Origin of the sequence: Paenibacillus sp. HWE-109, from assembly GCF_022163125.1 — a bacterium.
GTDB lineage: Bacteria > Bacillota > Bacilli > Paenibacillales > NBRC-103111 > Paenibacillus_E.
Map to the genome: position 1 here is coordinate 3,266,456 of NZ_CP091881.1, position 26,633 is coordinate 3,293,088.

The following is a 26,633-nucleotide window of genomic DNA, read 5'->3' on the forward strand; positions in this document are numbered from 1 at the left end:
CATCCACATTTCTTATTGAACAAGTTTGACTGAAATGGCAGCAGCGATTTCCTTATTCGCATCTGAAAGTGATGACATGACTTTTGAGCGTGAGGCATTGTCCATCCCACTTAGAATTGCCAATACCTTTTCTGGATTTGATTTATTCATTTCCAATAAAACAGCTGAAGCGCTTTTTGGCGTCATATTCGCAAATGTTTGACCGAGATCCGATTTACTAACGGTTGTAGTTGCTTTTGTCGTATCTTTGGAACCATTCGTTGATAATCTTTCTTGTAAAGCAGCAATTTCTTTGTCCCGAACAGGAACAACGTCTTTGAGTCCAATGGAAGCTTCAGCAGCCTTGGCTGCATCCATTTTTTCAAGAATCGCTCCTCGACTGTCGGATTTCATCATAGAGAAGATAAGTACCATTTCTTTCGGCGTCAAGGCTTCGATGATTGGCGCCGCTTTGCTTGGCGTCATTTTTGCGTACATATTAGCTAGTTGTGTAATCTGATTATTGTATTCTTCTTGTGTTTGCGTTTTGTCTTTCAACTTTTCTTCGAGCTCGGTCAATTTCGACTGGGCATCTTTGATAGATAGATCTTTTTGTTCTGAAGTCGACTCTGCTTTCTGAAGGGCTGCTTGCAATTCAGCAACTCTTCCATTCAACTTAGTGATTTCATCATCTTTGACTTTCACGCTTTGTTCAGCCGTTTGTGGTTTAGCAGTGCCGTTCACAACGGTTTTCTCCTTAGGAGCAGGAACAATCGTCCCTATGACTGGTGTATTGTGCAGTGCCTTCTGAATACTGCTCTTGATATCATAATCAAAGATAGATAACAGCACGAAGAGCAAAACCGCCGTGAACACAAAGGGGATGACAAACCATATCAGAAATCGTTCCAGTGCACTATAGGATGCACCCTCAATGTTGGTATCGGCCATCTCCTCTTCCCTCCTTTACATCCTCAATACGTTAATCGCTTGAAACGATTTGTCGCCATTTCATCCAGCGTATCCTGCTCTTTTTTGGCAACGAACGCTTGAAATTGGTTGAACGCTTTTTCTCTAGCTTTGGACCAAACCTTTTCGTCAACCATTCTTTCAGAGAGGTGCTCTCGCTTTTTGTGTACAATATGTTGAGCTTGCTGCACATCTTGATGTTTTCTTGCAATTTGTTGGTCGACATGATTCATGTAGCTTTGCATCATCATCATTTTTGAAATGGATACGGAATGACTAGATTCATCCGCCATTTCATTCTGAAGATTTTCTTTTTGCTCAAATAATCCATATAAATTCGTTTCTTCAGTCCGTAATTGACCCATTGCCTCCGACAAAATCCACTCTGCCTGTGTTCTCTCATTGTTTTTCAAGTTGACAATTTGTTGGAAAGAATAGCGAAAGTTCATTCAGGACCCTCATCCCTTATAGAATTCATGAATCAAACGTTCTTGAGCTTCTTCATAAGTTAACTTTTCACTCGTCTTTTGTTTGGTGAAATCCCATATGGCCTCAATATTGTCCATTGCCAAATCAATATTTGGATTAGAACCTTTTTGGTATGCCCCTATATTGATAAGGTCTTCCGAATCTTTATATATAGAGAGAAGTCGCTTCAACTGATCGGCAGCTTCCATATGTTCAGAGGGAACAATTTCTTTCATAACACGACTTACACTGGATAACACGTCAATCGCTGGATAATGTCCTCTGTTGGCAATATTGCGGTTCAAGACGATATGACCATCAAGAATACCTCGCACCGCATCAGCGATTGGCTCATTCATGTCATCTCCGTCAACAAGAACCGTGTAGAATGCTGTAATAGATCCTTTGGGACCGGTCCCTGAACGCTCCAAGAGACGTGGCAGCATGGCGAAAACCGAAGGGGTGTAACCCCGTGTAGCAGGAGGTTCACCGACGGCAAGACCGACTTCACGTTGTGCCATGGCAAAACGGGTAACAGAATCCATCATCATCATGACATTTAGACCGCGATCTCGGAAGTATTCAGCAATACTGGTAGCAATCATCGCGCCTTTAATTCGAATAAGAGCTGGTTGATCCGACGTTGCAACGATGACAACTGATCTCGCAAGCCCTTCAGGCCCTAAATCTCTTTCAATAAAGTCCAGAACCTCACGTCCACGCTCTCCGATTAGAGCAATTACATTGACATCCGCTGAGGTATTCCGGGCAATCATGCCCATCAATGTACTTTTTCCGACACCAGAACCAGCGAAAATACCGACACGTTGTCCCTTACCAATAGTCAGCAGTCCGTCAATACAGCGAACGCCAACTGAAATTGGATGAAGCACACGAGGCCGCGTGAGTGGATTGCCTGGCACATTATTGGTCGAGTACTGCGCCATTCTTGAAGGTAAGAAGGAACCATCCAAAGGCTGTCCTAAACCGTCTAATACTTTACCAAGCAACTCGTGTCCCACTTGAACCGTTAATGGTTTTCCAGTACCGACAACATCACATCCTGGACCAATCGCATCTAAATCGCCCAAAGGCATAAGAATAACTTTATTGCTGCGAAAACCAACAACTTCAGCTTTTAACGGCTTATTCGATTTATGTGGATAAATGTAACAAAGGTCACCAATACTTACGTCTGGCCCTTCAGATTCAACCGTTAACCCAATGACTTGGGTCACTTTACCGTTGACTCGGATTGGATCAATGGTGTGCAAGTGCTCTTTGTATTTATCCGCTTTTGGCGAAGAATGACTCATGATTAGATTCCCTCGCTTTGAGTCGCCAGTTGTTGAAGGGCGGACTTGATCTCTTTTAACTGAGTATCAATCCTTGCATCAATGCTCCCAAATGACGAACGGATTACACATCCCCGATCTTGTACAGTGGAATCGGGAATGATTTGCAGTTCTGCTTGTGAGTCAATCGATGTAAGCAGTTCTTCCCTCGCGTCTTGAATATAGGCGAATTGTGAAGGTGCCACGCAGAGAGCGATAATCCCCTTCTCACGTCTGCGCGAAAGTACAGACTGAATTAAATCAATAACCCATTCCGGCTGAAGTGTTAATTGTCGACCAATAACTTTCTCCGCGATAGAGGTACTGAGTTCAATCAGAAAAGGTTCTGATTCCTGTATGATTTGTTGTTTAAGCTTATAAGATTGTTCCAAAATGGCTTGAGCTTCTGCCAGCATTTCTCCGTGCTCTTGTCTGAGTACATCTTCTGCTTGGACCATTCCTAATTGGTAACCTTCTTCATAACCAGCTTGCTTCGAACTGGCAATAAGTTCTTCATCTTGAGAACGGCGTGCTTCCCACCAATGGTTAATTTCTTCATTTGCTTGTTCACGAAGTGCAGTAGTTTCCTGCATGGCCTGATGAATTTGTTCATTTGCGAATGCTTCAGCATCTTGAAGGATCTGATCTTTCATCGATGTTGCTTCTGCAATTTCCTGTTGCTGCTCAAATGTCAGTTCATTAGAATCTTGTTCTTGCATGAACGGAAGAGGAGAAATGGTTTCGACTAACTTCTTATCATCTAAAGGGAAATAAGCAAATGATTTAATGATATTAGACAATAATATCGTCTCCTCCACCACGTGCAATGATGATTTCACCTGATTCCTCTAGACGGCGAATAGTGGCAACGATTCTAGTTTGAGCTTCTTCCACATCACGCAAACGAACAGGACCCATGAATTCCATTTCTTCCTTGAACGTCTCGGCCATACGTTTGGACATGTTTTTGAACAATACATCGCGTACTTCCTCGCTTGCAACTTTGAGTGCGAGCTGCAAATCGGCATTCTCAATATCACGAATAATACGCTGAATAGAACGATTGTCGATATTGACAATATCTTCGAATACAAACATCCGTTTTTTGATTTCTTCGGCCAACTCTGGATCCTGAATTTCTAGGGAGTCGAGAATTGTACGCTCTGTTCCGCGGTCAACACCATTCAAAATTTGGACGATAGAAGCAATACCACCTGCATTTGTATAATCTTGCGTAACGGTAGAAGAAAGCTTCTGCTCCAGCACACGTTCTACTTGGCTTATCACTTCAGGCGAAGTACTATCCATAAGTGCGATGCGTTTCGCAACATCCGCTTGCTTTTCTTGTGGCAAGGAAGACAAAATAATGGAAGCTTGTTCTGCCTGTAAATAGGACAACACCAAAGCGATTGTTTGAGAATTTTCATTCTGAATAAAATTCAGAATTTGAGCCGGGTCCGCTTTTCTTGCAAAATCAAAAGGTCTAACTTGCAACGTTGCCGTCAAACGATTAATGATATCAAATGCTTTCTGAGTACCCAACGCCTTTTCCAAAATATCCTTGGCGTACGCAATACCCCCCTGCGAGATAAACTCTTGCGCTAAACAAATTTGATGGAATTCAGATAAGATCGCTTCTTTTTCCAAAGAGTCTACTTTTCTGACATTCGCAATTTCAAGCGTCAATTGTTCGATTTCTTCTTCTCGCAAGTGTTTAAATATTTGTGCAGACACCTCAGGGCCTAAACTGATCAAAAGAATGGCTGCCTTTTGTCGTCCGGTTAACCCTTGCAGAGCAGCTCTGGCCATACAAGTGCACCTCTATTCGTCTACTAACCAAGTACGAAGTAAGTTAACAAAGTCTTCTGGGCGCTTTTTCGCAAGAGCTTCCAGTTGCTTACGTACTTGGTTGTCATTAGTTACATTTTCAATATCCACGGTAGGAAGCTCAGCTTTGCTCGCTGCCAAGTTCATATCTTGTTCCAATTGCGCTGCTGCACGTCTCCGCTTTCTGATCGCGAGTCCAGCAATAAGTCCAATTGCAAGCGCCGCTAGTGCAAGACCACCATACATCAAATACTGCGTAGTTTTGGAAGCAAGCGTATCTTTCGGTTTCGCAAAAGAATGTGCAAACACCGTAACTTTTTTCTGCAAGTCTTCGTCTGTATAAGTAACCTTGTTATCCGCTAATGCCGTTCTAACAATGTTCACTAATGCATTTTGAACCGCAGTCTTGGTTTCAGCCGTCAAAGAGTTAGGATCATCTGCAACAGGTGGTTCAATACCGACATTAATGCTTAAATCTTTGACAACATAAGGAGTAGAAATAATATCGTTCGTAATTCTATTTACTTCATAATTAACGGTCTTGCTATTTTTCTCGGAATTGGAATTACCTGAGGCGCTAGAACCCGGATATCCTGGTACATCCGTCGACCCTGTGCCTGGAACTCCGCTTGCTGCATCAGCGCCTTTATTAACATAAGACTCAGTAGCTTCTTGCAAAGAGATTTCCAAACCTTTTTGATCCACTTGATTTGGTGCGCTGACAAGCTGCTCTTTACTCTTCTTTTGATCGAAATTCATCGTCGAGAAGACACTAACATTCACTTTATCGCGACCAAACATAGTTCCAAGCATATTATTGATGTTTTTCTGCAAATCATTTCGGAATTGATTGTTAATATCTGATTGATTCGAAACCAGACTTGATGAAGAAGTTCCACCTGCCGTAGAAGACACTAGGCTTTCCCCATATTGGTTAGAGATGGTGATATTCTCCACGGGAAGATTCTTGACACTGTGAGAGACTAAATTATAAATCGTATCAATCTTGGCTTGATCTAATGAATAGCCTTGCTTCATTTGCAAGACGACAGATGCTGTCGCTTTCTCTTGCTGCTGTTGTAAGAACGGACCTTGTTCCGGCAGTGAAATCAAAACCTTTGAACTGCCGATCGCTTGATTCGAATTAATCAGCTGCTGCAATTCCCCTTGAATTGCATTCAAATATTTCACTTTAAATTCGTTATCTGTGATACCAAATGAACTGCTGTTGCTAAAAGCACCGAAGCCTAATGACCCATTTTTATTTAAACCTTGTGATTCTACCCCAAGTTTCACATTTGCTACTTCACTGGTAGGAACTTCGATACTTTTACCATCAGCACTAAGTTTATAAGGAATCTTAGCTGTATCCAGATAACCTTTAATAGCGGAAGCATCGCTTGGCTGTAGTTCTGTAAAAGCCAATGAATAATCAGTCTTGGATAAATTAATACTTATAATTGCGGCAGTTAGAATCAATAAGAACACGGTTGCTATGAAAGTGATTTTTGTCGTCTTACTGTATCGATTCCAATATTGCTTCACCTTTTCCCAGTACTGGAGCAGGTTCTCGTTCACACTTTCACCTCATCGAACCAAAGTTTAGCAGCATTTATTAAAATCACAGCTGCATTCTCATCATTTCTTGGTAAGCTTCTAGAACTTTATTTCTGACTTGTACGGTCAGTTCAAGTCCCAACGATGCTTTCTCGGAGGCAATTGTCAGTTGATGCACATCGGAAAGTTCACCTTTAATGAAACTCTGATTCAACTGGTCCACTTGCTGTTGTTGCGTATTCAAGTTTGTAATAGCATCATTCAGAAAAGATCCAAATCTTTTACCGAGGTCAGCGGCCCCTTCGCCGGCATCACTCTTGGGTTGAACGGAGCTCATGATATTGAGCGGACTGTAACTGATTTTGTCAATCATGATGCAACCTCCTGTAGTTTATCTACTTTATCTTCCAATCTCTAAAGCCTTCGTAATCATTGCTTTGCTTGCATTTAATGCGGTTACGTTTGCTTCATATGATCGTGTAGCAGACATCATATCAACCATCTCTTTGAGAACATCGACGTTTGGCATATACACAAAGCCATTTCCGTCTGCATCCGGATGTGTCGGATTGTAGACTTGTTTCAATGGAGAGTTATCTTCAAAGATTTTATTTACCCTTACACCTTCTCCCGTTCCGTCAGCCATGGCTGATTGAAGCGATTGAGCAAAGCTTGGTTGCGACTTTGTTTCGAATGAAACTAATTTCCTTGTATAGGGAACCCATTTGCCATCTACAAATTTCGCGCGTGTCGTATCCGCATTCGCTATGTTAGAGGAAACAACGTCCATCCTTAACCGCTGTGCTGTCAGTGCAGAAGAACTAATATCAAATCCATTTGTAAGTCTCATAGGTTATTACTTCCCTCCTAACACTGTACGCATCTTTTTGAATTCACTGTTCATTTGCTGAATCATCGTGTTGTATTTAAGTTGGTTCTTAGCCATCAAAGACATTTCATAATCCATATCCACATTGTTCATATTATTGTTGATTGCTGTCGATTCATCGGTTTTTATTTCTGTATTTGGCAAATTTGAAGTTTTACCTATAAAGAAATGCCTACTGTCTGTCCGATAACCTTCTATAGAGGGTGTCGATGAACTCATTTGATTTTGCAGAAGATCTTCAAATTGCACATCTGAACGCTTAAAGTAGGGTGTATCAACATTGGCAACGTTATTCGCTACCACCTTTTGTCTCAAGGTCGATGCATCAAGCGATCGCTCCATTAAGTTCCAACTTGGTTTGTCTAACAAAGACATAGACGTTACCCTCCTTTCTATAGCATTTTCCTTTAGTACTTCAACAATAGATTGAATGATTCCTTCTTATTTCGACATTATTTTTATTAAATTAATTCAAATTAGTTCCATAATGTAGAAATATGTAAAACTCCTTGTTACATTTCTTATCATCTAAGATATTAGCCTAACTTACAATAAGAAAAAAGCCCTATCTTTTTACAAGACAGGGCTTTTCCTTATGTTTGCTATAGCTTCGTCTTAATCTGTTCGATACTTTGCATTAATTGTTCATTTAATATACGGATATAAGTGCCCTTCATACCCAGAGAACGCGTTTCGATGACTCCCGCACTCTCCAGTTTACGGAGCGCATTAACAATCACTGAACGTGTAATGCCGACTCGATCCGCAATTTTACTAGCTACTAGAAGCCCTTCCTTGCCATCTAATTCCTCAAAAATGTGCTCGACAGCTTCCATTTCACTAAATGATAAAGAGCCGATTGCCACTTGAACAACTGCTTTGCTTCTAGCTTCTTCTTCGATCTCTTCAGCACGTTCTCTGAGAATCTCCATCGCGATTACAGTTGATCCGTACTCCGCCAAAACCAAATCATCATCAATGAAGGTGCCTTCATTCCGACTTAATATCAGCGTCCCTAGACGACTCCCTCCCCCAATAATTGGTACTAAAGTCGTATGGATATATGGAAACATGTCTTTCATCTGCTCTGTATAATAGAAATAGGGGCTGTCTTGTTCAGCGATTGCCGATGTTTCCTCGATCTTCAAAAGAAGATTATTGGACTCTGTCGGAAACCTGCGTTCGATGAGAATGGATTGATTCATCTCCAACGAAACCGGATCATTTGTCGTGGCATAACCAAGGATTTTGCCTTTACGACTTACCACATAGATATTGGCAATGACAATATCCCTTAACACTTCTGCCATATCCATAAAGCTAACCGCATTGCCTGCTTCCTTTTGCAGCAATCGATTCAGCCTTCTTGTTTTGTTTAGTAAACTCATTTAACTGCCTCCTACTTACATTACCGTGCACACATACATTTATAAAATATACTGACTTAAATCTCGGTTTTGAACAATATCCCCAAGCTTATCACGAACATATTCCGGATTAATAACGATCGATTCAAGTGTTATCTCTGGCGCTTCATAGGACAGATCCTCTAGCAGCTTCTCCAAAATCGTATGCAATCTTCTTGCCCCGATATTTTCCGTATTCTGGTTCACTTCCACAGCAATTCGCGCGATTTCATAAATAGCTTCTTCCGCAAACTCGACCGTTATACCTTCAGTTTGCAATAAAGCTGTATATTGTTTGGTTAGTGCATTTTTGGGCTCTTTCAAAATAGAAACGAAATCCTCCAGCGTTAAATCATTCAATTCAACCCGGATCGGGAATCTCCCTTGCAGCTCTGGAATCAAATCAGATGGCTTCGCTATGTGGAAAGCGCCAGCGCCAATAAATAAGACGTAATCCGTCTTCACAGGACCATATTTAGTCACAACCGTTGAGCCCTCAACAATTGGCAAAATGTCTCGTTGCACGCCTTCTCGAGAAATATCCGGACCGCTTCCGCCGCGGCTGTTGCTCGCTATTTTATCTATTTCATCAATAAAAATAATGCCGGACTGTTCAGCACGATGAATCGATTCCTGGATGACTTCATCCATATCGATCAAGCGTTGTGCCTCTTCTTGGGTCAGAACTTTTCTAGCTTCTTTGACAGGCAGCTTTCGCTTTTTCATTTTCTTAGGCAGCAAGTTGCCAAACATTTCTTGCATGTTCATACCAGCTTGCTCATTGCCTTGACCTGCGAGCATATCCATCATGGAAGGAGAAGAATCTTCAACCTCAATCTCAACAAGCTCATTCTCTAATTTACCGTGTGTCAATTGTTCAGCAATATCTGCCCGCTTAGTGGATAGCGTAGGGTCTGGAGCTTCTTCCTGCTCTGGTTGGTTCTGACCACCGAACAGCATTTCAAACGGATTACGCTGCGTTTTGGCGCGTGTAGCACTTGGCACTAACAAGGTAACTAAGCGCTCATTGGCCAATTTCTCTGCTCTATCTTTAACTTTCTCCATACGTTCAGCCTTCACCATACGGACAGCCGTTTCCGTTAAATCGCGAACCATGGACTCCACATCTCGTCCCACGTAACCGACTTCGGTGAATTTCGTAGCCTCTACCTTAATGAATGGAGCACCGACCAATTTGGCAAGTCTGCGGGCAATTTCCGTTTTGCCTACACCAGTTGGGCCAATCATCAGAATGTTCTTCGGAACAATTTCATCCCTCATGGCTTCGTCGACCAGGTTTCTCCGATAACGATTCCGCAGGGCAATAGCCACTGATTTTTTTGCTTTTTTCTGACCTACTATATAGCGATCCAATTCTTGAACAATTTGTTTAGGTGTAAGGGAGCTGTTGGCCATCTAGGATACCCTCCTCAAAGATTTACCTTCAGATACGTTATTCGATCTCTTCGACAATTATATTGTGGTTGGTGAACACACAAATCTCAGCAGCTGTCGTTAAAGCAGCATGAGCAATTTCTTTGGCACTCAGTGTAGATGCATGCCTATGCAGCGCTCTTCCAGCAGCTAAAGCGAAACTGCCTCCAGATCCAATAGCCAAAATACCATCATCAGGTTCGATGACCTCTCCATTCCCGGAGAGAAGCAGCAACCCCGAAGCATCCATCACAATCATCATAGCTTCCAGTCTGCGCAGCACACGATCCTGCCGCCAATCCTTGGTAAGCTCAACCGCGGCACGCTGCAAGTTCCCGTGATGTTCCTCCAGCTTACCTTCAAACTTCTCAAAAAGCGTAATAGCATCGGCAACAGAGCCGGCAAATCCAGCGATAACTTTCCCTCTATGTAAACGCCGTACTTTTTTGGCACTGCTTTTCATAATCATGCTGTTGCCAAATGTCACTTGCCCATCTCCGGCAATAGCCCCTTTACCTTGATGACGAATAGCAAAAATAGTTGTTGCATGAAACGTTGCTTGATTGGAATCCATCCCTTATCACCTCTCAAATGGAATCATACATCACATTAAAAACAATTTTTCTTGGTTTCGGTCTCATAAAAGAGATAAACCCCTAGCGAGGTCGTTTCGAAAAAAGACCGCATCTAGAGGTAAATGTATGAGGAAACAAATGAAAAATACCACAAAACATAATTATAGTACCACAAGAAATAGTACGATTACAACTTATTCAGCAAGTGTTTTCGAAAAATTCTGAATACTTTCTAACGCACGGTTAGCCAACTTCTCGTATTTTTCTTTTTTATTGCGAATTCGTTCCGGCAATTGTGGAAGTAATCCGAAATTTGCATTCATCGGTTGGAAGTGCTTCACGTCCGCTTCGGTAATATAGTTAGCCATACTTCCTAACGTTGTTTCAGCAGGCAGAGTCACGCATGCCTCACCTTTTGCCAAACGACCAGCGTTCATACCAGCAATTAGTCCCGAAGCGGCCGACTCTACATATCCTTCAACACCAGTCATTTGACCAGCAAAGAAAAGATTTTCCCTGTTTTTGTATTGATACGTCGGATTAAGCAGCCTAGGCGAGTTGATGAACGTATTCCGATGCATAACACCGTAACGTACAAACTCGGCTTGCTCAAGCCCAGGAATCAATGATAAAACACGTTTCTGCTCCCCCCATTTCAGATGGGTTTGGAAGCCTACCAAATTAAATAAAGTTCCGGCTGCGTTATCTTGACGAAGTTGAACGACAGCGTGCGGCAATTTGCCTGTATGTGGATTTACTAATCCAACAGGTTTCATTGGCCCGAATAAAACCGTTTGTTTGCCGCGTTTAGCCATAACTTCAAGCGGCATACATCCTTCGAAATAGATTTCTTTCTCGAATTCCTTGAGTTCTGCTACCTCTGCTGTGATCAATGCTTCATAGAAAACATTAAACTCCTCTTCCGTCATTGGACAGTTGAGATAAGCTGCTTCCCCTTTATCGTATCGGGAAGCCAGATACACCTTGTTCATATCGATAGAATCCTTCTCTACGATAGGAGCTGCAGCATCATAGAAGTAGAGGTATTCTTCTCCCATCAATTGTTTGAGATCCGCAGACAATGCTGGTGAAGTTAAAGGACCAGATGCGACTACAACAATGCCATCTGGCAGAGTTTCAACTTCCTCATTGCGAACCTCAATAAGCGGATGGTTGCGCAGAGTTGAGGTTACAGCTTGCGAGAAACCATCGCGGTCAACCGCTAATGCCCCTCCTGCAGGTACAGCATGCTGATCTGCGCAAGACAGAATGAGTGAATCCAGCTTTCTCATTTCTTCCTTCAAAACACCTACCGCATTGGTCAGGCCATTGGAACGAAGCGAGTTGCTGCACACGAGCTCAGCGAATTGATCGGTAATATGAGCTGGTGTTTTACGAACATTACGCATTTCATATAAAGTAACAGGCACACCTTGACGGGCAATCTGCCAGGCGGCTTCACTTCCAGCCAATCCTGCACCGATGACTGTTACTCTTGGATATTCTGGCAAAATCAGACACCTCTAATCTTTCATATCGTCGGATGAATCGTCACTTGCTTCTTCTTTATGATCACACTGCGTACACTGAATCATTACGCCGTTCTTGCTTCTTTTCTCGATCATCATTGAGCTGCAAGCGGGACATGGCTTATTGACCGGCTTATCCCAGGAAACGAAATCACAAGCTGGATATTGGTCACAGCCATAGAATACACGTCCTTTTTTACTTCTGCGCTCTACGATCTTGCCCGTCTTGCACGTTGGGCATGTAACGCCAATATCTTTGATAATTGGCTTCGTATTACGGCAATCCGGGAAACCCGAGCAAGCCAGAAACTTGCCGAAACGCCCCATTTTATAAACCAGATGCTTGCCGCACTTCTCGCAAATTTCATCGGAAACTTCGTCTTGAATTTCAATTTCTTTCATTTCCTCTTCAGCGAATTCAAGTCGCTTCTCGAAGGATTTGTAAAAGGAATCCAAAACCCGTACCCAATCTTCCTTGCCCTCTTCAACAAAATCGAGTTCTTCTTCCATATGAGCTGTGAATTCAACATCTAGGATTTCCGGGAAGAATTCCTGCATTAATTGAATCACAAGCTCACCGAGTTCCGTGGGCACGAATTTCTTCTCTTCAATCGCCACATAGCCACGCTTTTGAATCGTCTCCAACGTTGGCGCATATGTACTTGGACGACCAATACCCATTTCCTCCAGCGCTCGCACCAAACGCGCTTCCGTATACCGTGGTGGCGGTTGAGTAAAATGCTGCTTCGGATCGATGCTTTGTTTCTGGAGGGTATCTCCCTTCGTCAGAGGAGGCAGCAATTTATCCTCTTCTGTCGTACCATCATCGTTGCTCTCGACATAAACTTTCATAAAACCAGCAAATTTCATTTTGGAGCCGTTCGCACGGAATATCGTTTCCCCTGCTGTCAAATCAATCGTCATTGTATCTAAGACTGCCGAGGACATCTGACTCGCTACAAAGCGATCCCAAACCAACTTATACAGCCGATATTGATCTTTGCTGAGATACTCCTTCATTTGATCCGGTTCCCTCAGCACGGAAGTAGGACGAATGCCTTCATGCGCATCCTGTGCATTCGCGTTCTTTTTCGTGTACATACGGGGTGTTTCAGGATAAAATGTCGGACCATATTTATGAATGATAAAATCTTTGGCTTCTTCTTGTGCGATTGGTGAAATCCGTGTCGAATCGGTACGCATGTAAGTGATAAGACCAACCGTACCTTCTTTCCCCAAATCTATTCCTTCATATAATTGTTGGGCTACAGACATTGTCTTGGAAGCTCTGAAATTAAGCTTTCTCGCAGCTTCCTGCTGCATGGAGCTCGTGATGAATGGTGGGGAAGGATTACGAGCTCGCTCTTTCTCTTTCACTTCTTTCACCGTAAAAGCATCGCTGCCCATCGCAGCTAAAATCTGTTCAACGTCCTCATTCGAATGGAGTTCTTTCTTCTCTCCATTAATGCTGTGATACTTGGCTTCGAACACCGTCTTCCCAGCATCAAGTACTACGGTGATGGACCAGTACTCTTCCGGTTCGAAGGCTTTGATTTCATTTTCGCGATCTTGAATTAATTTAACTGCGACTGATTGTACACGGCCTGCAGAAAGTCCTTTTTTTACTTTTTTCCAAAGTAAAGGGCTGATTTTATAACCAACAAGTCGATCCAAGATCCGTCTGGCTTGCTGCGCATTAACAAGATCTTGATTGATTCGGCGAGGCGTTTTGAACGCATCTTTAACCGCGTCTTTCGTAATTTCGTTAAATACTACGCGACAGAGCTCGTCGGCACCCACGTCCAAATAGTGCGCTAAGTGCCAGGCAATTGCTTCACCTTCACGATCCGGATCCGCCGCCAGATATATTTTTTTAACTTTTTTGCTGGCATCTTTTAATTCTTTAAGGATAGAACCTTTACCACGGATAGTTATGTATTTAGGCTCAAAGTTACGATCCACTTCTACGCCAATTTGGCTCTTCGGAAGGTCGCGAATATGACCCATCGAGGCTTTTACAATAAATTTACTGCCTAAATATTTGCCAATGGTTTTGGCTTTTGCCGGTGACTCCACTATGACTAAAGAATCCGCCATGGATCGTCCTTCCTCCCCTCTTGGTTTCAAGGTAACGTCTATTGGCGAGAAGAAAAACTTCTTAATTAGCCTATGCTAAGATGTAAGTAGAACCTGGAAGCTGTTTAATCGCCTTTTTCATTACCAAAGATAACAGAACTGCATGCAAATGTCCAAACGTAAATTGACCATCCTCTAACAAGCTGTCAATTGAGACTGGTTGATTCGACATTTTCCGGAAAATTTCGTCTTCCTCAACCGTTAGTGTAAACAGCTGTGATTGTTTCTTACTTGCGCCTAGTTCCTCCATACGGATGATATGTTTATACTCCTCCAGAATCTCCTCGACTTGAGTCACTAATTTGGCGCCATCTTTAAGAAGTTTGAGAGCGCCAACGCTTTGTTTGGAGTCAATAGGACCTGGAACAGCAAATACATCACGTGATTCTTCGAGGGCAAAATCAACCGTTATTAATGACCCACTATCAGCTGCTGCTTCCACAACGGTAACACCAAGCGATAGACCGGCAATAATCCGATTCCGCTGGGGAAACATCCCGGGTCTCATCCCTGTACCAATCGGATATTCGGAGATGATGACGCCTTCTTGTTCAATACGCTTATATAATAGTGCGTTTTCACGCGGATAAATGTGATTGATAGCACAGCCGAGGACAGCAACTGTCTTCGATTTGCCTTTTAGAGCCCCGATATGAGCTTTACTGTCTATGCCTCTGGCAAGTCCACTCACTATGCTGAATCCAGTTCTGGAAAGTGCTTCTGCCCATTCCTCAGCAATCCTCTTACCATACAGTGTAGGCGTTCTTGTCCCAACTATACCTAGGATTGGCCTTTTTAACAAAGAAAGATTCCCTTTAACATACAGCACCCACGGTGGTTGTGCAATTTCTTTGAGTATTGGCGGGTATTCATCATCCCAAATCGTAATGATTTGAATCGATTGCTTCCTATATAAGAGAAGTTTTTCTTCAATAAAAGATGGGCTAAACTGTGTGGCGATTTGGGCAGCGACGGATGCTCGAATCCCTTTGGCAGTTAGTTCAGCTGTTGACAACGTTAATAAACGTTCCGGCTCCGGAAAATGGTTTAGTAAATGAAGAATCGTTTTCCAGCCAACACCTTCAAGCTCATGAAGTCCAATTAAAATCAATCGATTATCCATAAGTATATACACTCCCCACTCGAATGACAAATACCTGCCTTTGTAGAAAAACAAAAAACCTCCCAAATCCCTATGTCAGGGATATGGAAGGTTGCCTACCTTCTTCATAAGAAGACTATTTTTTTGTGATAACTTTATCCAGCATGCCTTTTTCTTCAAGGACACTTACAAGCGTAGAGCCCATTTCAGAAGGTGTTGCAGCTACGCGGATTCCGCATCTTTCCATTGTTGCAACTTTCTCAGCAGCAGTACCTTTACCACCGGAAATAATGGCGCCAGCATGTCCCATACGTTTTCCTGGAGGCGCCGTTTTACCACCGATAAAGCCAACAACTGGCTTCGTCATGTTAGCAGCAACCCACTCAGCCGCTTCTTCTTCAGCCGTACCACCGATCTCACCGATCATGATAACCGCATAGGTGTCTGGATCTTCATTGAAACGTTTGAGGATATCAATGAACTCAGAACCTTTAACCGGATCTCCACCGATACCAACAGCGGAGGATTGACCGATTCCACGTGTAGTCAATTGATGAACAGCTTCGTAAGTCAAAGTCCCGGAACGGGAAACAACGCCTACATGGCCTGGTGTATGAATGTATCCTGGCATAATACCAATTTTACACTCACCTGGTGTGATAACGCCTGGGCAGTTAGGTCCGATAAGAACCGTTTTCTTACCTTCCAGGTAACGTTTCACTTTTACCATATCAAGAACCGGAATACCTTCCGTGATACAGATAACAAGCTCAAGCTCAGCTTCAATAGCTTCAATAATGGACTCCGCTGCGAAAGCAGGTGGTACATAAATAACCGATGCTGTAGCTCCTGTTGCATTCTTGGCATCGATAACTGTGTTAAAAACCGGAAGCTGAACAAGCTCACCGTTTTCCAATGTGATATCTACTTTCGTACCGCCTTTACCAGGCGTTACGCCACCAACCATTTGTGTGCCATATTCCAGTCCGCCTTTGGTATGAAACAAACCCGTAGCGCCGGTAATCCCTTGAGTAATGACTTTTGTATCTTTATTGACCAAAATACTCATGATCTTTTGTTCACATCCCCTATATTAGTTAAAACCACTCGGGTTTAGATTATTTCACAAGTGCAACGATTTTTTGTGCGCCGTCTGCCATGGAGTCAGCCGCAACGATGTTCAAGCCGGATTCATTAAGAATCTTTTTGCCAAGTTCAACGTTAGTTCCTTCTAGACGAACAACGAGCGGACGGGAAAGTCCAAGCTCTCTTGCAGCAGCGACAACGCCATCAGCAATAACGTCACAACGCATAATCCCACCGAAAATGTTAACGAAAATCCCTTTAACTTGCTCATCGGACAAGATGATTTTGAATGCTTCAGTAACTTTCTCTTTCGTAGCACCGCCCCCTACGTCTAGGAAGTTAGCCGGGTCTCCGCCGTAGTGCTTGATAATGTCCATAGTGGCCATTGCAAGTCCTGCGCCGTTAACCATACAACCGATGTTTCCATCAAGAGCGATGTAGCTCAGGTCGTACTTGGAAGCTTGAATTTCTTTCGCGTCTTCTTCTTCAAGATCACGAAGATCTACGATGTCTTTGTGACGGAAAAGCGCGTTGGAATCGAAGTTCAATTTGGCATCGAGAGCCATAACGTCACCAGAGCCTGTTACAACCAAAGGGTTGATTTCGGCAATAGATGCGTCTTTCTCAACGAATGCTTTATAGAGAGCAAGCATGAATTTAACTGCTTTGTTGACAAGCTCATTAGGAATGTTGATCGCGTAAGCAAGTCTACGTGCTTGGAAAGCTTGAAGACCGATTGCTGGATCTACAACCTCTTTGAAAATTTTCTCAGGAGAATGCTCAGCTACTTCTTCAATCTCCGTACCGCCTTCTTCAGAAGCCATCAAAACGACGCTGCCTGTAGCACGGTCAACAACTACACCGACATAATATTCTTTTTTAATGTCACAGCCCTCTTCGATCAAAAGGCGTTTTACTTCTTTACCTTCTGGACCTGTTTGGTGAGTGACAAGCACTTTACCAAGAATCTCGCTAGCATATGTACGAACTTCGTCGAGGCTTTTAGCTACCTTAACGCCGCCTGCCTTACCGCGACCTCCGGCATGAATTTGCGCCTTAACTACGACGACGGATGTTCCGAGTTCTTTTGCTGCTTCAACAGCCTCATCAACGGTAAAAGCAACTTTTCCGTTAGGAACGCTGACTCCGTACTGTCTCAGGACTTCTTTGCCTTGATACTCATGGATATTCATTTCCTAAAATCCTCCTATCAGTGTGGACTTTCTATACGTGCTATACAGGGGAAAAGTGTAATTTCCTGATTGCGTTCTGCACGAAATAATTCTTGCTGCCGGAATTAGTATCACACTTCTTCACAAGCCCTAACCATTGTATCACTTATTTTCGACAGTTTCCTTATTTTTTTCGTTAATCCATTCAAAGTTTCCTTTCACGCTGAAAAACTTTAGCTATCACTTTGCACATAAAAAAGACGTATTTTCCATCATCTGAAAAATACGTCTAGCTTGAATTGCCTAGTAAAGCGGTGTTGTTGGCGTATTCATTCGCGGTTCGCGTTCCGCTTGTTTGATGAACCTAAGCTCATTGCCCGTGAAATGACAAATTAAGCATTGAATCGTCGGCTCACTCTCTGCTATCGCATCAGGATCTTTAAATTCCGTTATACTGCCGGAAAGGGCATCCTTCTGAAACGATTGCGCATAACTGGTAATTACACTGAATTTTACTCGGTTGGAACGACAATTGGGGCAAAAATAGGGTTTCTCCTGCATATCATCACCTCTAGTTCCAGTATGTGCATAGAGGCGCCATTTAAAACGCCTTTCTGACATTTTAGGAATTGCGTAATTTTACCATATTCGCTTACAATACAAATACAAGGATCGATAAGGAAGCACCTTTTATCCAACTTTATGACAGTATGCTTCATACTGCGTAACCTAAGAGAGGAAGGTGCTTTTTGATGTACGGTAAAGTAGTAAGCGCATGTTTGCAGGGAATCGAAGGACAACCCATCGAAGTTGAAGTCGATATATCAAGCGGGTTGCCGCAGATTAATTTGGTAGGACTCCCCGACCCCGCTGTCAGAGAATCCGTTGAAAGGGTTCGTTCTTCCATTAAAAATAGCGGGTTCAGCTTTCCTATGGATCGCATAACAGTAAATTTAGCACCCGCTGATTTGCGCAAGGAGGGCTCCTCGTTCGACCTCGCTATTGCGGTTGCCATTTTAATTACAACTGGACAAATCCCTGCGGATTGCTTCCAGCAAACTTTATTCCTGGGAGAACTCGCGCTCGATGGCTCACTCCGCCCCATTCCTGGCGTTTTGTCGATGACACATGCTGCGAAGTTGCTAGGAATGAGGCGTGTTTGCCTGCCTCTGGCAAATGCCTCTGAAGCAGCGTTGATCGCCGGAATAGAGGTATGTGGCATTACGAATTTAGCTGATTTCAAACTTTGGAACAAAGACTCCGAGTCTTTTCATATATTTAATGTCATTAATAATAAAGATAGCGAATCTTCGACAAATTATTCGAAAACTTCACATTTTGTCGAAGATTACGCGGACGTCAACGGTCATTACCAAGTTAAGCGCGCGATGATGATCGCAGCAGCGGGAATGCATAATATCCTCCTCATTGGACCTCCGGGAACAGGAAAAACAATGTTGGTTAAGCGTATGCCATCCATCCTCCCTCCGATGTCCGATCTAGAAGCCTTGGAAGTTACGAAGATATATAGCGCGTCAGGCAAGCTCATTGATCGTTCATCATTGATGCGAATCAGGTCCTTTCGAGCACCCCATCATACGATATCTCCCGCTGGTCTTGTTGGCGGCGGCAGTATTCCTAAACCAGGCGAAGTGAGCTTGTCGCATAGGGGCATTCTGTTCTTGGATGAATTGCCCGAGTTCTCGCGAAATGCCTTAGAGGTGCTTAGGCAACCGCTTGAAGATCGTTACGTGACCATCGCCAGAGCGAGGGCTGTCTATACGTTCCCTTCGCAATTTATTTTAGCTGCTGCTATGAACCCATGCCCTTGCGGCTTCTACGGTGCAGAAACAGAAACCAATATTTGCATTTGCAGCCCTGCCAAAATAGTGAACTATCGCTCCAAAATATCCGGTCCTTTGCTTGATCGTATCGATCTTCATGTCGAAGTACCTAAACCAAGCTACTTGCAACTAAAAGAGCGCAAGCATCATTTATCTTCGCGAGAAATGTTATCACAGGTCATGCTTGCCCATCATCGACAGCAAAACCGGTACGCGGGAACCAGCATTCATTACAACAACGAATTAAGCGGAAATCTAATGAGAGAAATCTGTCAGTTAACACCCGACGGCGAACAATTGCTTCATGCCTCTTTTGAGGCATTAGGCCTTAGCGCTAGAGCTCATGACCGTATTTTGCGCTTGGCCTTAACCATTGCGGATTTGGATGGCAGCAATGAGATTCTGCCTCAGCATCTGGCTGAAGCCATTCAGTATCGGAAATTGGATAAAAAGCAGCGGATCGAAGAAATTGAAATATAACAATAACAAAAGAGCCTTCTAATGCGTCGGACCAATGTCAACGCCTCGAAAGCTTCCCTCTATTTGAAAGATACCTATTTAGAGTTTTATTTTGTAGAATAACTTTGATATCCGCTACAATATATTTATAGTTGAAATCATCTATGCGAAAGTTGGTGGCCTAAATGAATTGGGTTCTAATCGTTATTTTAAGTTGGTTGGCAATAGGCTTTATGACAGGAATTAAAGCGGCTTTTTTTGAGCCACTACATGGGGATAGATTGAAAGAAATTCAACAAAAGATGTCCTTATTGGGTGAAAGAGAGTTTAGCGAGAAAAGTGTAAAAAAATTCAAAAAAAGAAATGTAGTCCCCATCATTCTCATCTGCACATTGCTTGGGCTCGCAGCTTTGTTTATTAATGTTAGGAGATCATCTAGAAGAAAATAAAACATCCACGTTTAAAATCTCCACTTACATTGATTTAATTGCTCTTCGCCTTCTCTATTTTAATCCTGTTTGTTTTCAGACTCTCTAGTTGCAATAGCACTTCATCTTCATCCACTTTAGGAAATCTGCCTTCAGTTGTTCTAAACCACTTATCTCTTAAGGCAAAAATGTCAAGTTGCTCGATCTCGTCAAGAGTTGTATTACTTATTTGCTTTTTAAATTCAACATGAATTGAATTTAGAACTGTATTTCTTATACTACTATTTAAATTTAGAAAAACAGCAGGTTTATCTTTAATCTTATGTTTACCACTGTAATTCTCTGGGTGATGTTTCTCCTTGTAGATGGGCTCATTGATTTCAAAATGTATTAAATTTCTGCTTTTCAATTTTATTAATTTATCATAGATAGCTTTCTCGTCAGAGCTAGAAAAATCCCCACCTCTCACTCGCTGCCAGCCATACTTCCGCATATAATCTAAAGTAATTTCATTCTCCGTTTTCAGAGCTTCAAAATAATTACATATACCAACAGCCAATGTTTCGATCATAGAAATTGGTTTATAGATTTCTGTCCAAGTCGCACCTTTACTTGTTCCATGTTTAGCGATACGTCTCTCAAGATTGTCTGTCTGTCCAATATAATAATGACCACTATCTAGTTTTAACACATAGATAAACCTCATAACTTGTTCATTGTGCAGCATAAGACAGTTAGCTTCTTTCTGTATTAGGATGAATGTTGGATGAATCTACTAGTTTGAGTGCACAGAATTGATCTAATGACATATCGCGCAAAGACTATTTTACATGTGTCGAACGATGGAAGGCAATACAAATATTACCTTTGTTAGATTTAACGATAAAAAAAGCCTTCTAGTACGTCGGGTCAATGACCAACGCCTCAAAGGCTCCCTCGATGTGTTCAACCTTACTTCTGTTACTCATTTAGCGCTTAGGTAACTGTACTAACAGTTGGTTCAAGCACAGTCAAAACACTAGTATACGTGTTGAGATTTACCAATGCGCCAATCGGTACAGCAACCTTATATATGCCATGAGCGGCTGCCAAATTAGTCATTAGCGGCTTCCCTAAAGGTACTAATAGTTCATTGATCAGATCATTGTACGATTTGCCGTAGGCATCTGGGCAGCCTGAACACTCCCCCATTACAATTCCAACACAATCATACAACTTACCTGCCAATATTAGATGCTTGATCATTCTATACACCTTGTTTATAGGTTCATGAATTTCTTCAAGGAATAGAATTTTTCCTCTAGTCTCAATTTCGAACGAGGTACCCAAAGTATCCGTAATTGAAGACAGGTTGCCTCCGACCATAGGTGCAGTCACATTGCCAACCACTTTACTTGTTAGGACCTTACCTGGAGGATTTTGGATTCGCCTTGGAGATTTTACAGTAGAAACCGCCTCAAAGAATTGATTGAAATTAAAAGCAGGAGTAGACGCCCTAAAATCGATAAGCAGCAGACTAGAAAAAGTCACTAAGTCGGAAAATTGATATAAGGTATTTAATAAAACAGAAGCATCGCTGTATCCTGTGAGTATTTTGGGATTTGCTGAAATTAATTCGTAGTCCAAATGCGGGAGAATTCCCGCTACGCCTACTCCTCCTCTTGTAGGAAGAATCATATTAACTTTTGGATTAGCAAACATATTCATGAGATCGATCGCTCTTTGTTCATCTGTTCCAGCAAGAAAACCATTTACTGCATACACATAGTCACCTAAAATAACCTGAAATCCCATGCTTTGCAATACTGAAATACCAGTATGTATGGTGTCCTGGGCAAGTGGACTTCCTAATGTAACAATTCCTATTGTGTCACCACGTTTTAATATGGGTGGATAAATAGGCATGTCTCCACTCTCCTAGCAAGTCTGTAAGTAATATTTATGTTCGGAAAGCGAAAATAATGATACCTTCGCTCAATTTCGCTCATTCTGAACATCTAATGAATGCCAGACTCGCTATTTCAAGCAAATGATCACCTTTACCGCCTACAGTTCATTAGATGCCCTTTGTGCATGAGGAGGAAGGATGTGAATTCCAAACGCAGTTAAACTCGTGTAAAAAAAGCCTTTTGAGGCGTCTGTCCCACGACAGCCGTATCAAAAGGCTCCTTCTATATGTTCGATGCGGGGTGCTTCTACACCTAAAATTACTTCTATCGTGATAACATCAAAGCGAACTGGTCTCTCATACTGTTGAAAACGATGCAAATAAAATTGTGCTGTCTCTCTGACCTTTAACTGCTTTCTAAAATCAATCGATTCTTTAGCGGTCCCAAAATGCAGGGAGGGTTTTCTTGTTCGGACCTCAATAAAGATTAATACGCCTGCTTTTTCAGCAATGATATCGAGTTCTCCTGTCCGGCATCGCCAATTCCGCGCTACAATCCGGTAGTTCATCTCAATTAAATAGCTCTCAGCTGTATCTTCGCCGAATTTCCCTAATTGTTTCCTTGAATCATTGCGCATTTCGGTCATTCGTCATTCCTCTTAGGTCTCATCCGATTATCTGAACGATAAATAAAGCTAAGCACCTCAGCAACCAGTTGGTATAATTCGGGAGGAATTTCTTGATCCAAATCTAATTTTGACAATACTTCCACAAGTGAGGAGTCCTCTTGGATAGGGATTCCATTATCTTTGGCTTTCTGCAAAATAGCTTCTGCCATATGCCCACTGCCTTTGGCGATAAGGGTTGGAGCCTTTTGTGTTTCCGGTGAATATCGAAGCGCTACAGCTTTTTTGAGTGGTGTCGATGCCGGTGCCTCGGATGGATTCCTATGCTTGTTCATGCTCGGAAATCCACTCCCTTGTACGTTTTCGGCTGAAATAGCGCCCTTAGATCAGCTCTGCCATCTGAAATCCCTTGCTTCTCTGATTCATTTTCTTTCATCACAGGAGGCAAAGGGTATGGGGAACACTTCAACGATATAAATTGATATCCAGCTTTCTGCATGGCTGCTGTTATTTCTTCTTTGGATTCCTCCATTAAAGGTGCTAAGGCAGGATGATCATTATGGATATTCAATGAAACAATTTTATTCACAACTTGCACATCCAACAGCGTGTTGCCCATAACTTTCATTTGCAGATCAAAAAGAAGTCGGCAATTGCTTGCATCTACTTCTCCGCGTTTGCCTTTGCGGGATTGGATGTGAATGGCGGCCGACTGTTGGCCTGTCCCATCCATGAAAGGGACGAATAGCGTCATATGGGCAAACATTGCACTTTTGTCACCAGTCAGCATGAGCTGTTGGCCGGTAATTTGCCCTATGGCTTGCTGCGCCGCCTCTTTGAGCGGCGCTGGCGTGTCATCGGATGCGGTTAGCTGCAGCAGCAGACTTTTGAGCGTGTCAGCCGCAGGCTTAACCATGTCATCCTGCTGATTGCCAGCAGCGATTAGATTCGGCTGCAGGTCATCTGTTTGTGTCCGTCCGCGTAGCATCGGATCTACACGCTCATCCAGCTTAGCGGCTAGATGAGCTTCATGTTCCACGCCCACAGCTTTGAGCATCCGACTGATCCAGTTAGTCTCACTCTCAGCCGCTGGCGCGTCCGGCGCAGCGCTTCGCGCCTGCGCCTCTGCCGGAGCCGCCGCCTTCTGCTTCGCAGACGGCTGGGGCTCTGCCGGCGAACCCGCCTTAGGCGGTTCGCCTTCGCGTACAGGCTCAGCGCTCCGCGCCTGAGCCTGCTCGGCCGCCCCCGCTGTGCGGGCGGCCGGCTGTCCCGCCGCCGGGGCTTCGCCGGCGGCCTTCTCCGCGCGCGGCGCAGCCGCGGCGGGCTCTTCCAGCCCCGCTGCTGCGCTAGCAGCGGGCGGAGCTGGACCGGCAGCAGCCGCAGGCGGGCTGCCGGTACTCACCTGCGGCGCCCCTGCAGGAGCCGCCGTCTTCCCAGCGCCAGCCTGCGAAGCAGCTGGCGCAGCAGCGTCATCGGCCGCCGGGGCCTCTGGCGGCCGCGCAGGCCATGTCGCTGCGGCAGAAGCCCGCAGCTCCTTGAGCAGCGCGACAACCTGCTTGGCGGTATCAGCCGCTGGATGAGCTGGATCTTGCTCAAGCAGCGCATTAGCCTGCTGCTCGACCTGCTCCAGAACTTTGCCTACAGGCGGACCCGTTGTCACCTGCTTCAAGGCCCCTACCGTCTCCATCGTGAGCGGCAATCCCTTTTTGTGAGCAAGTATGGCTGCCTGGGCCCACTCTTCCTTATTTGCCCCTTCAGGCAGACTACGCATTAATTGATCAAATGCTTTAACATTTTCCTTCGATACAGGAACACCATCTTGCTGCATCTGCTGAACCATTTGCCGATTACTGGCAGTATCCTTTACATTGAAAGCCTTGAGCAGATCACCAAGCGAATCATCCGCAATCTGCACATCCGATGCAGTGAGTGGTTTCAACAAAACTTGACCGCCGCTGGAAGATTCCGGTTGCACTTGCAGCATCGTCACCTCTCCCTGTTTAAGCGGAGTTTCCAGCTTGGCACGAACTTGTACACCACCAATATTCAATAATGCTTCTTGATCACTAAGCAGTTGAAGCACAACACCTTTGACAATCTGCCCCACCTTTAATTCAAGCACCTTGCTATCCGATGCGGTTAATTCTCCGACCAAATTACGAATCAGTCCGCTAATATTCACATTGATCACCTCGAGTCTTCCTGTCACCCTATGTATAGTATCGGCGTTTTCCAAACATATCTTTACACGTTTAAGTTAAATAAGATCCAATTCAAGCTGCTCTGTCTGAGAGGCAGATTCCTTCAATTCCAATTGAGCCATAACCTTGCGAATAAATAACTTTCGATGAAGCGCGGTAGGTCCATAGCGCAAAAGCATCTCTCTATGGTGCTTCGTTGCATAACCTTTATGTACAGCAAGGCCATATTCAGGATATTGCTTGTCCCATTCTATGCACATACGGTCACGTGTGACCTTGGCAATAATGGAAGCGGCGGCAATCGATTGACTTAGCGCATCACCATGAATAATCGCTGTCTGTTCGATGTCCACACTTACAACTTCAGCATCTACCAGCAGATAGTCTGGCACGATCTTCAATTGTTCCACAGCTTGCTTCATAGCCTGTCTAGCAGCTTGTTTAATATTTAAGGCTTCAATCGCATCAACATCCACAATGCCTACACCCACTGCAAGCGCTTCGCTCATAATTTGGTCGAATAACAGCTCCCTTTTCTTCTCAGAAAGCTTTTTGGAATCATCGACTCCCTCCAGCAGAAACCCCTTGGGAAGAATAACCGCAGCCGCCACGACATCGCCGAATAGACAGCCTCTTCCTACTTCATCTATGCCAGCAACAAGGCTGAAGCCTTGCTCCCATATTTGTTTTTCGTACTCTAGCAACGGCTTTCGCCCCTTTCCATCTCTTCATTATAAAGGATTGACGCCACGTCAAGCCATACCATTTTTTGCTTGCATCTTGCCAAAAAAAAAAGCCATCTTGGAGCCCGCTATCACAGCGGAACTCCAAAATGACTTTCATTCAATCGATTTTGATTAACGCAAAGGCTTTTCCAAAGAAATACGCCCCATTTTACCTGCTCGAAGTTCACGAATAATAATCAAGGAAGCCTTGTCCAAATCGACCTTACCACCGCTTACAATTGCTCCGCGTTTCCGGCCTATCGCTTCCATAACCTTAATGACCTCATGAATATTATCCATATCCTCGGGTAGCTCTTGAATGGCATATCGCTCCTGAATACCAGTTCCATAATGCTGAACCATGTATTTAACAACGAAAAGCGCGATTTCATCCAAATGAAGCAATTCTTCTTTGATCGCCCCTGTAGCCGCCAATCTCATGCCAACCATTTGATCTTCGAATTTGGGCCACAAAATCCCCGGTGTATCCAACAAATCCATCTCAGTGCCGACTTTAATCCACTGCTGCCCCTTGGTAACCCCTGGCTTATCTCCAGTCGCGGCAATTTTCTTGCCTGCAAGCTGATTAATAAGCGTCGATTTGCCCACATTTGGAATCCCAACAATAAGCGCTCTTACCGCACGAGGGTTAATCCCCTTGCGAAGCTGACTCTCAATCTTGTGAGCCCAAAGCTGCTTAACTCGCGGTAAGATTTCTTTCAGATGAGTTCCGTTGGCAGCATCAATCGGTAACGCCGGAAGACCTTGCTCGGCAAAATATTTGACCCATTCCGCAGTGACTTGCGGGTCCGCCAAATCATTCTTATTCAGCAAGACCAAGCGCGGTTTATCCTTTAAAATCTCATCAACCATCGGGTTCCGGCTGGAGAGTGGTATGCGGGCATCCAAGAGCTCAATGACGACATCAATCAGCTTAAGCTTTTCTTCAATCTGTCTTCGCGCCTTGGTCATGTGACCGGGAAACCATTGAATGGTCAT

27 protein-coding genes are annotated in these 26,633 nt (G+C 43.7%); 2 read left to right on the forward strand and 25 right to left on the reverse strand.

The features are described from left to right. Nucleotides 1-12: 12 nt before the first annotated feature. The 18 genes from LOZ80_RS13495 to LOZ80_RS13580 form a co-directional block, all read right to left on the reverse strand. Nucleotides 13-930: a MotE family protein gene (locus LOZ80_RS13495; protein ID WP_238171905.1), complete on the reverse strand. Its 918-nt coding sequence runs from the start codon at nucleotides 928-930 to the stop codon at nucleotides 13-15. Nucleotides 931-953: 23 nt separating this feature from the next. After that, the gene (fliJ, locus tag LOZ80_RS13500; RefSeq protein WP_238171906.1) at nucleotides 954-1,397 is read right to left on the reverse strand and encodes a flagellar export protein FliJ; all 444 of its coding nucleotides are present in this window, start codon (nucleotides 1,395-1,397) and stop codon (nucleotides 954-956) included. Nucleotides 1,398-1,406: 9 nt separating this feature from the next. After that, nucleotides 1,407-2,732 (reverse strand): flagellar protein export ATPase FliI, encoded by a 1,326-nt coding sequence (fliI, locus tag LOZ80_RS13505; protein ID WP_189012886.1) that lies wholly within the window; start codon nucleotides 2,730-2,732, stop codon nucleotides 1,407-1,409. Nucleotides 2,733-2,734: 2 nt separating this feature from the next. Next, nucleotides 2,735-3,550: a FliH/SctL family protein gene (locus tag LOZ80_RS13510; protein WP_238171907.1), complete on the reverse strand. Its 816-nt coding sequence runs from the start codon at nucleotides 3,548-3,550 to the stop codon at nucleotides 2,735-2,737. Then, nucleotides 3,543-4,559: a flagellar motor switch protein FliG gene (fliG, locus tag LOZ80_RS13515; protein WP_189012884.1), complete on the reverse strand. Its 1,017-nt coding sequence runs from the start codon at nucleotides 4,557-4,559 to the stop codon at nucleotides 3,543-3,545. Before fliG ends, LOZ80_RS13510 begins: the two co-directional genes overlap by 8 nt. 12 nt (nucleotides 4,560-4,571) lie before the next feature. After that, nucleotides 4,572-6,155: a flagellar basal-body MS-ring/collar protein FliF gene (gene fliF, locus LOZ80_RS13520; protein WP_238171908.1), complete on the reverse strand. Its 1,584-nt coding sequence runs from the start codon at nucleotides 6,153-6,155 to the stop codon at nucleotides 4,572-4,574. A 43-nt stretch (nucleotides 6,156-6,198) separates the two neighbouring features. Then, a complete protein-coding gene (fliE, locus tag LOZ80_RS13525; RefSeq protein WP_189012882.1) occupies nucleotides 6,199-6,507 on the reverse strand; it encodes a flagellar hook-basal body complex protein FliE in 309 nt (102 codons plus the stop codon). A 27-nt stretch (nucleotides 6,508-6,534) separates the two neighbouring features. Next, complete coding sequence (flgC, locus tag LOZ80_RS13530; protein ID WP_238171909.1) at nucleotides 6,535-6,984, reverse strand: flagellar basal body rod protein FlgC; 450 nt, start codon at nucleotides 6,982-6,984, stop codon at nucleotides 6,535-6,537. A 6-nt stretch (nucleotides 6,985-6,990) separates the two neighbouring features. Beyond that, entirely contained in the window at nucleotides 6,991-7,398 is a 408-nt protein-coding gene (gene flgB / locus LOZ80_RS13535) for a flagellar basal body rod protein FlgB (RefSeq protein ID WP_238171910.1), read from the reverse strand. Between the two features lie 227 nt (nucleotides 7,399-7,625). After that, nucleotides 7,626-8,411, reverse strand: a complete 786-nt coding sequence (gene codY, locus LOZ80_RS13540) for a GTP-sensing pleiotropic transcriptional regulator CodY (protein WP_238171911.1) — start codon at nucleotides 8,409-8,411, stop codon at nucleotides 7,626-7,628. A gap of 39 nt (nucleotides 8,412-8,450) precedes the next feature. Continuing rightward, the gene (hslU, locus tag LOZ80_RS13545) at nucleotides 8,451-9,845 is read right to left on the reverse strand and encodes an ATP-dependent protease ATPase subunit HslU (RefSeq protein ID WP_238171912.1); all 1,395 of its coding nucleotides are present in this window, start codon (nucleotides 9,843-9,845) and stop codon (nucleotides 8,451-8,453) included. Nucleotides 9,846-9,882: 37 nt separating this feature from the next. Continuing rightward, nucleotides 9,883-10,437, reverse strand: a complete 555-nt coding sequence (hslV, locus tag LOZ80_RS13550) for an ATP-dependent protease subunit HslV (RefSeq protein WP_189012870.1) — start codon at nucleotides 10,435-10,437, stop codon at nucleotides 9,883-9,885. Between the two features lie 195 nt (nucleotides 10,438-10,632). Next, nucleotides 10,633-11,949, reverse strand: a complete 1,317-nt coding sequence (gene trmFO, locus LOZ80_RS13555) for an FADH(2)-oxidizing methylenetetrahydrofolate--tRNA-(uracil(54)-C(5))-methyltransferase TrmFO (RefSeq protein WP_238171913.1) — start codon at nucleotides 11,947-11,949, stop codon at nucleotides 10,633-10,635. 12 nt (nucleotides 11,950-11,961) lie between these two features. Continuing rightward, nucleotides 11,962-14,064 carry a type I DNA topoisomerase gene (topA, locus tag LOZ80_RS13560; protein ID WP_189012868.1) on the reverse strand — a complete coding sequence of 701 codons (2,103 nt, stop codon included), beginning with the start codon at nucleotides 14,062-14,064 and terminating at the stop codon, nucleotides 11,962-11,964. 70 nt (nucleotides 14,065-14,134) lie between these two features. Beyond that, nucleotides 14,135-15,226: a DNA-processing protein DprA gene (dprA, locus tag LOZ80_RS13565; protein WP_238171914.1), complete on the reverse strand. Its 1,092-nt coding sequence runs from the start codon at nucleotides 15,224-15,226 to the stop codon at nucleotides 14,135-14,137. Nucleotides 15,227-15,341: 115 nt separating this feature from the next. Further along, on the reverse strand, nucleotides 15,342-16,274 hold the full coding sequence (sucD, locus tag LOZ80_RS13570) for a succinate--CoA ligase subunit alpha (protein WP_238171915.1): 933 nt from the start codon (nucleotides 16,272-16,274) through the stop codon (nucleotides 15,342-15,344). Between the two features lie 49 nt (nucleotides 16,275-16,323). Then, nucleotides 16,324-17,484 carry an ADP-forming succinate--CoA ligase subunit beta gene (gene sucC / locus LOZ80_RS13575; protein ID WP_238171916.1) on the reverse strand — a complete coding sequence of 387 codons (1,161 nt, stop codon included), beginning with the start codon at nucleotides 17,482-17,484 and terminating at the stop codon, nucleotides 16,324-16,326. A gap of 282 nt (nucleotides 17,485-17,766) precedes the next feature. Continuing rightward, nucleotides 17,767-18,024, reverse strand: a complete 258-nt coding sequence (locus LOZ80_RS13580; protein ID WP_238171917.1) for a hypothetical protein — start codon at nucleotides 18,022-18,024, stop codon at nucleotides 17,767-17,769. 191 nt (nucleotides 18,025-18,215) lie between these two features. Here LOZ80_RS13580 and LOZ80_RS13585 point away from each other — a divergent pair, with 191 nt between their 5' ends. Continuing rightward, the gene (locus tag LOZ80_RS13585) at nucleotides 18,216-19,787 is read left to right on the forward strand and encodes a YifB family Mg chelatase-like AAA ATPase (protein WP_238171918.1); all 1,572 of its coding nucleotides are present in this window, start codon (nucleotides 18,216-18,218) and stop codon (nucleotides 19,785-19,787) included. A 164-nt stretch (nucleotides 19,788-19,951) separates the two neighbouring features. After that, nucleotides 19,952-20,215 (forward strand): hypothetical protein, encoded by a 264-nt coding sequence (locus LOZ80_RS13590; protein ID WP_238171919.1) that lies wholly within the window; start codon nucleotides 19,952-19,954, stop codon nucleotides 20,213-20,215. 34 nt (nucleotides 20,216-20,249) lie between these two features. Here LOZ80_RS13590 and LOZ80_RS13595 read toward each other — a convergent pair whose 3' ends face one another. The 7 genes from LOZ80_RS13595 to ylqF all read right to left on the reverse strand — a co-directional run bounded on the left by LOZ80_RS13595 (nucleotide 20,250) and on the right by ylqF (nucleotide 26,633). Further along, nucleotides 20,250-20,885: a GIY-YIG nuclease family protein gene (locus tag LOZ80_RS13595; RefSeq protein ID WP_238171920.1), complete on the reverse strand. Its 636-nt coding sequence runs from the start codon at nucleotides 20,883-20,885 to the stop codon at nucleotides 20,250-20,252. Nucleotides 20,886-21,169: 284 nt separating this feature from the next. Then, nucleotides 21,170-22,099: a S66 peptidase family protein gene (locus LOZ80_RS13600; protein ID WP_238171921.1), complete on the reverse strand. Its 930-nt coding sequence runs from the start codon at nucleotides 22,097-22,099 to the stop codon at nucleotides 21,170-21,172. Nucleotides 22,100-22,351: 252 nt separating this feature from the next. Further along, a complete protein-coding gene (locus LOZ80_RS13605) occupies nucleotides 22,352-22,729 on the reverse strand; it encodes a YraN family protein (protein ID WP_238171922.1) in 378 nt (125 codons plus the stop codon). After that, nucleotides 22,726-23,043, reverse strand: a complete 318-nt coding sequence (locus LOZ80_RS13610) for an EscU/YscU/HrcU family type III secretion system export apparatus switch protein (RefSeq protein WP_238171923.1) — start codon at nucleotides 23,041-23,043, stop codon at nucleotides 22,726-22,728. The genes LOZ80_RS13605 and LOZ80_RS13610 overlap by 4 nt, the downstream gene beginning before the upstream one ends. Then, nucleotides 23,040-24,899, reverse strand: a complete 1,860-nt coding sequence (locus LOZ80_RS13615) for a hypothetical protein (RefSeq protein ID WP_238171924.1) — start codon at nucleotides 24,897-24,899, stop codon at nucleotides 23,040-23,042. Before LOZ80_RS13615 ends, LOZ80_RS13610 begins: the two co-directional genes overlap by 4 nt. Nucleotides 24,900-24,965: 66 nt before the next feature. Then, nucleotides 24,966-25,613, reverse strand: a complete 648-nt coding sequence (locus LOZ80_RS13620; RefSeq protein WP_238171925.1) for a ribonuclease HII — start codon at nucleotides 25,611-25,613, stop codon at nucleotides 24,966-24,968. Between the two features lie 153 nt (nucleotides 25,614-25,766). After that, nucleotides 25,767-26,633 (reverse strand): ribosome biogenesis GTPase YlqF, encoded by an 867-nt coding sequence (gene ylqF / locus LOZ80_RS13625; protein ID WP_189012847.1) that lies wholly within the window; start codon nucleotides 26,631-26,633, stop codon nucleotides 25,767-25,769.

Coding starts and splice junctions, on each gene's coding strand:
- LOZ80_RS13495 (WP_238171905.1), bottom strand. CDS start 930: ATGGCCGATACCAACATTGAGGGTGCATCCTATAGTGCACTGGAACGA.
- fliJ (WP_238171906.1), bottom strand. CDS start 1,397: ATGAACTTTCGCTATTCTTTCCAACAAATTGTCAACTTGAAAAACAAT.
- fliI (WP_189012886.1), bottom strand. CDS start 2,732: ATGAGTCATTCTTCGCCAAAAGCGGATAAATACAAAGAGCACTTGCAC.
- fliG (WP_189012884.1), bottom strand. CDS start 4,559: ATGGCCAGAGCTGCTCTGCAAGGGTTAACCGGACGACAAAAGGCAGCC.
- fliE (WP_189012882.1), bottom strand. CDS start 6,507: ATGATTGACAAAATCAGTTACAGTCCGCTCAATATCATGAGCTCCGTT.
- flgC (WP_238171909.1), bottom strand. CDS start 6,984: ATGAGACTTACAAATGGATTTGATATTAGTTCTTCTGCACTGACAGCA.
- flgB (WP_238171910.1), bottom strand. CDS start 7,398: ATGTCTTTGTTAGACAAACCAAGTTGGAACTTAATGGAGCGATCGCTT.
- codY (WP_238171911.1), bottom strand. CDS start 8,411: ATGAGTTTACTAAACAAAACAAGAAGGCTGAATCGATTGCTGCAAAAG.
- hslU (WP_238171912.1), bottom strand. CDS start 9,845: ATGGCCAACAGCTCCCTTACACCTAAACAAATTGTTCAAGAATTGGAT.
- hslV (WP_189012870.1), bottom strand. CDS start 10,437: ATGGATTCCAATCAAGCAACGTTTCATGCAACAACTATTTTTGCTATT.
- topA (WP_189012868.1), bottom strand. CDS start 14,064: ATGGCGGATTCTTTAGTCATAGTGGAGTCACCGGCAAAAGCCAAAACC.
- dprA (WP_238171914.1), bottom strand. CDS start 15,226: ATGGATAATCGATTGATTTTAATTGGACTTCATGAGCTTGAAGGTGTT.
- sucD (WP_238171915.1), bottom strand. CDS start 16,274: ATGAGTATTTTGGTCAATAAAGATACAAAAGTCATTACTCAAGGGATT.
- sucC (WP_238171916.1), bottom strand. CDS start 17,484: ATGAATATCCATGAGTATCAAGGCAAAGAAGTCCTGAGACAGTACGGA.
- LOZ80_RS13580 (WP_238171917.1), bottom strand. CDS start 18,024: ATGCAGGAGAAACCCTATTTTTGCCCCAATTGTCGTTCCAACCGAGTA.
- LOZ80_RS13585 (WP_238171918.1), top strand. CDS start 18,216: ATGTACGGTAAAGTAGTAAGCGCATGTTTGCAGGGAATCGAAGGACAA.
- LOZ80_RS13590 (WP_238171919.1), top strand. CDS start 19,952: ATGAATTGGGTTCTAATCGTTATTTTAAGTTGGTTGGCAATAGGCTTT.
- LOZ80_RS13600 (WP_238171921.1), bottom strand. CDS start 22,099: ATGCCTATTTATCCACCCATATTAAAACGTGGTGACACAATAGGAATT.
- LOZ80_RS13605 (WP_238171922.1), bottom strand. CDS start 22,729: ATGACCGAAATGCGCAATGATTCAAGGAAACAATTAGGGAAATTCGGC.
- LOZ80_RS13610 (WP_238171923.1), bottom strand. CDS start 23,043: ATGAACAAGCATAGGAATCCATCCGAGGCACCGGCATCGACACCACTC.
- ylqF (WP_189012847.1), bottom strand. CDS start 26,633: ATGACCATTCAATGGTTTCCCGGTCACATGACCAAGGCGCGAAGACAG.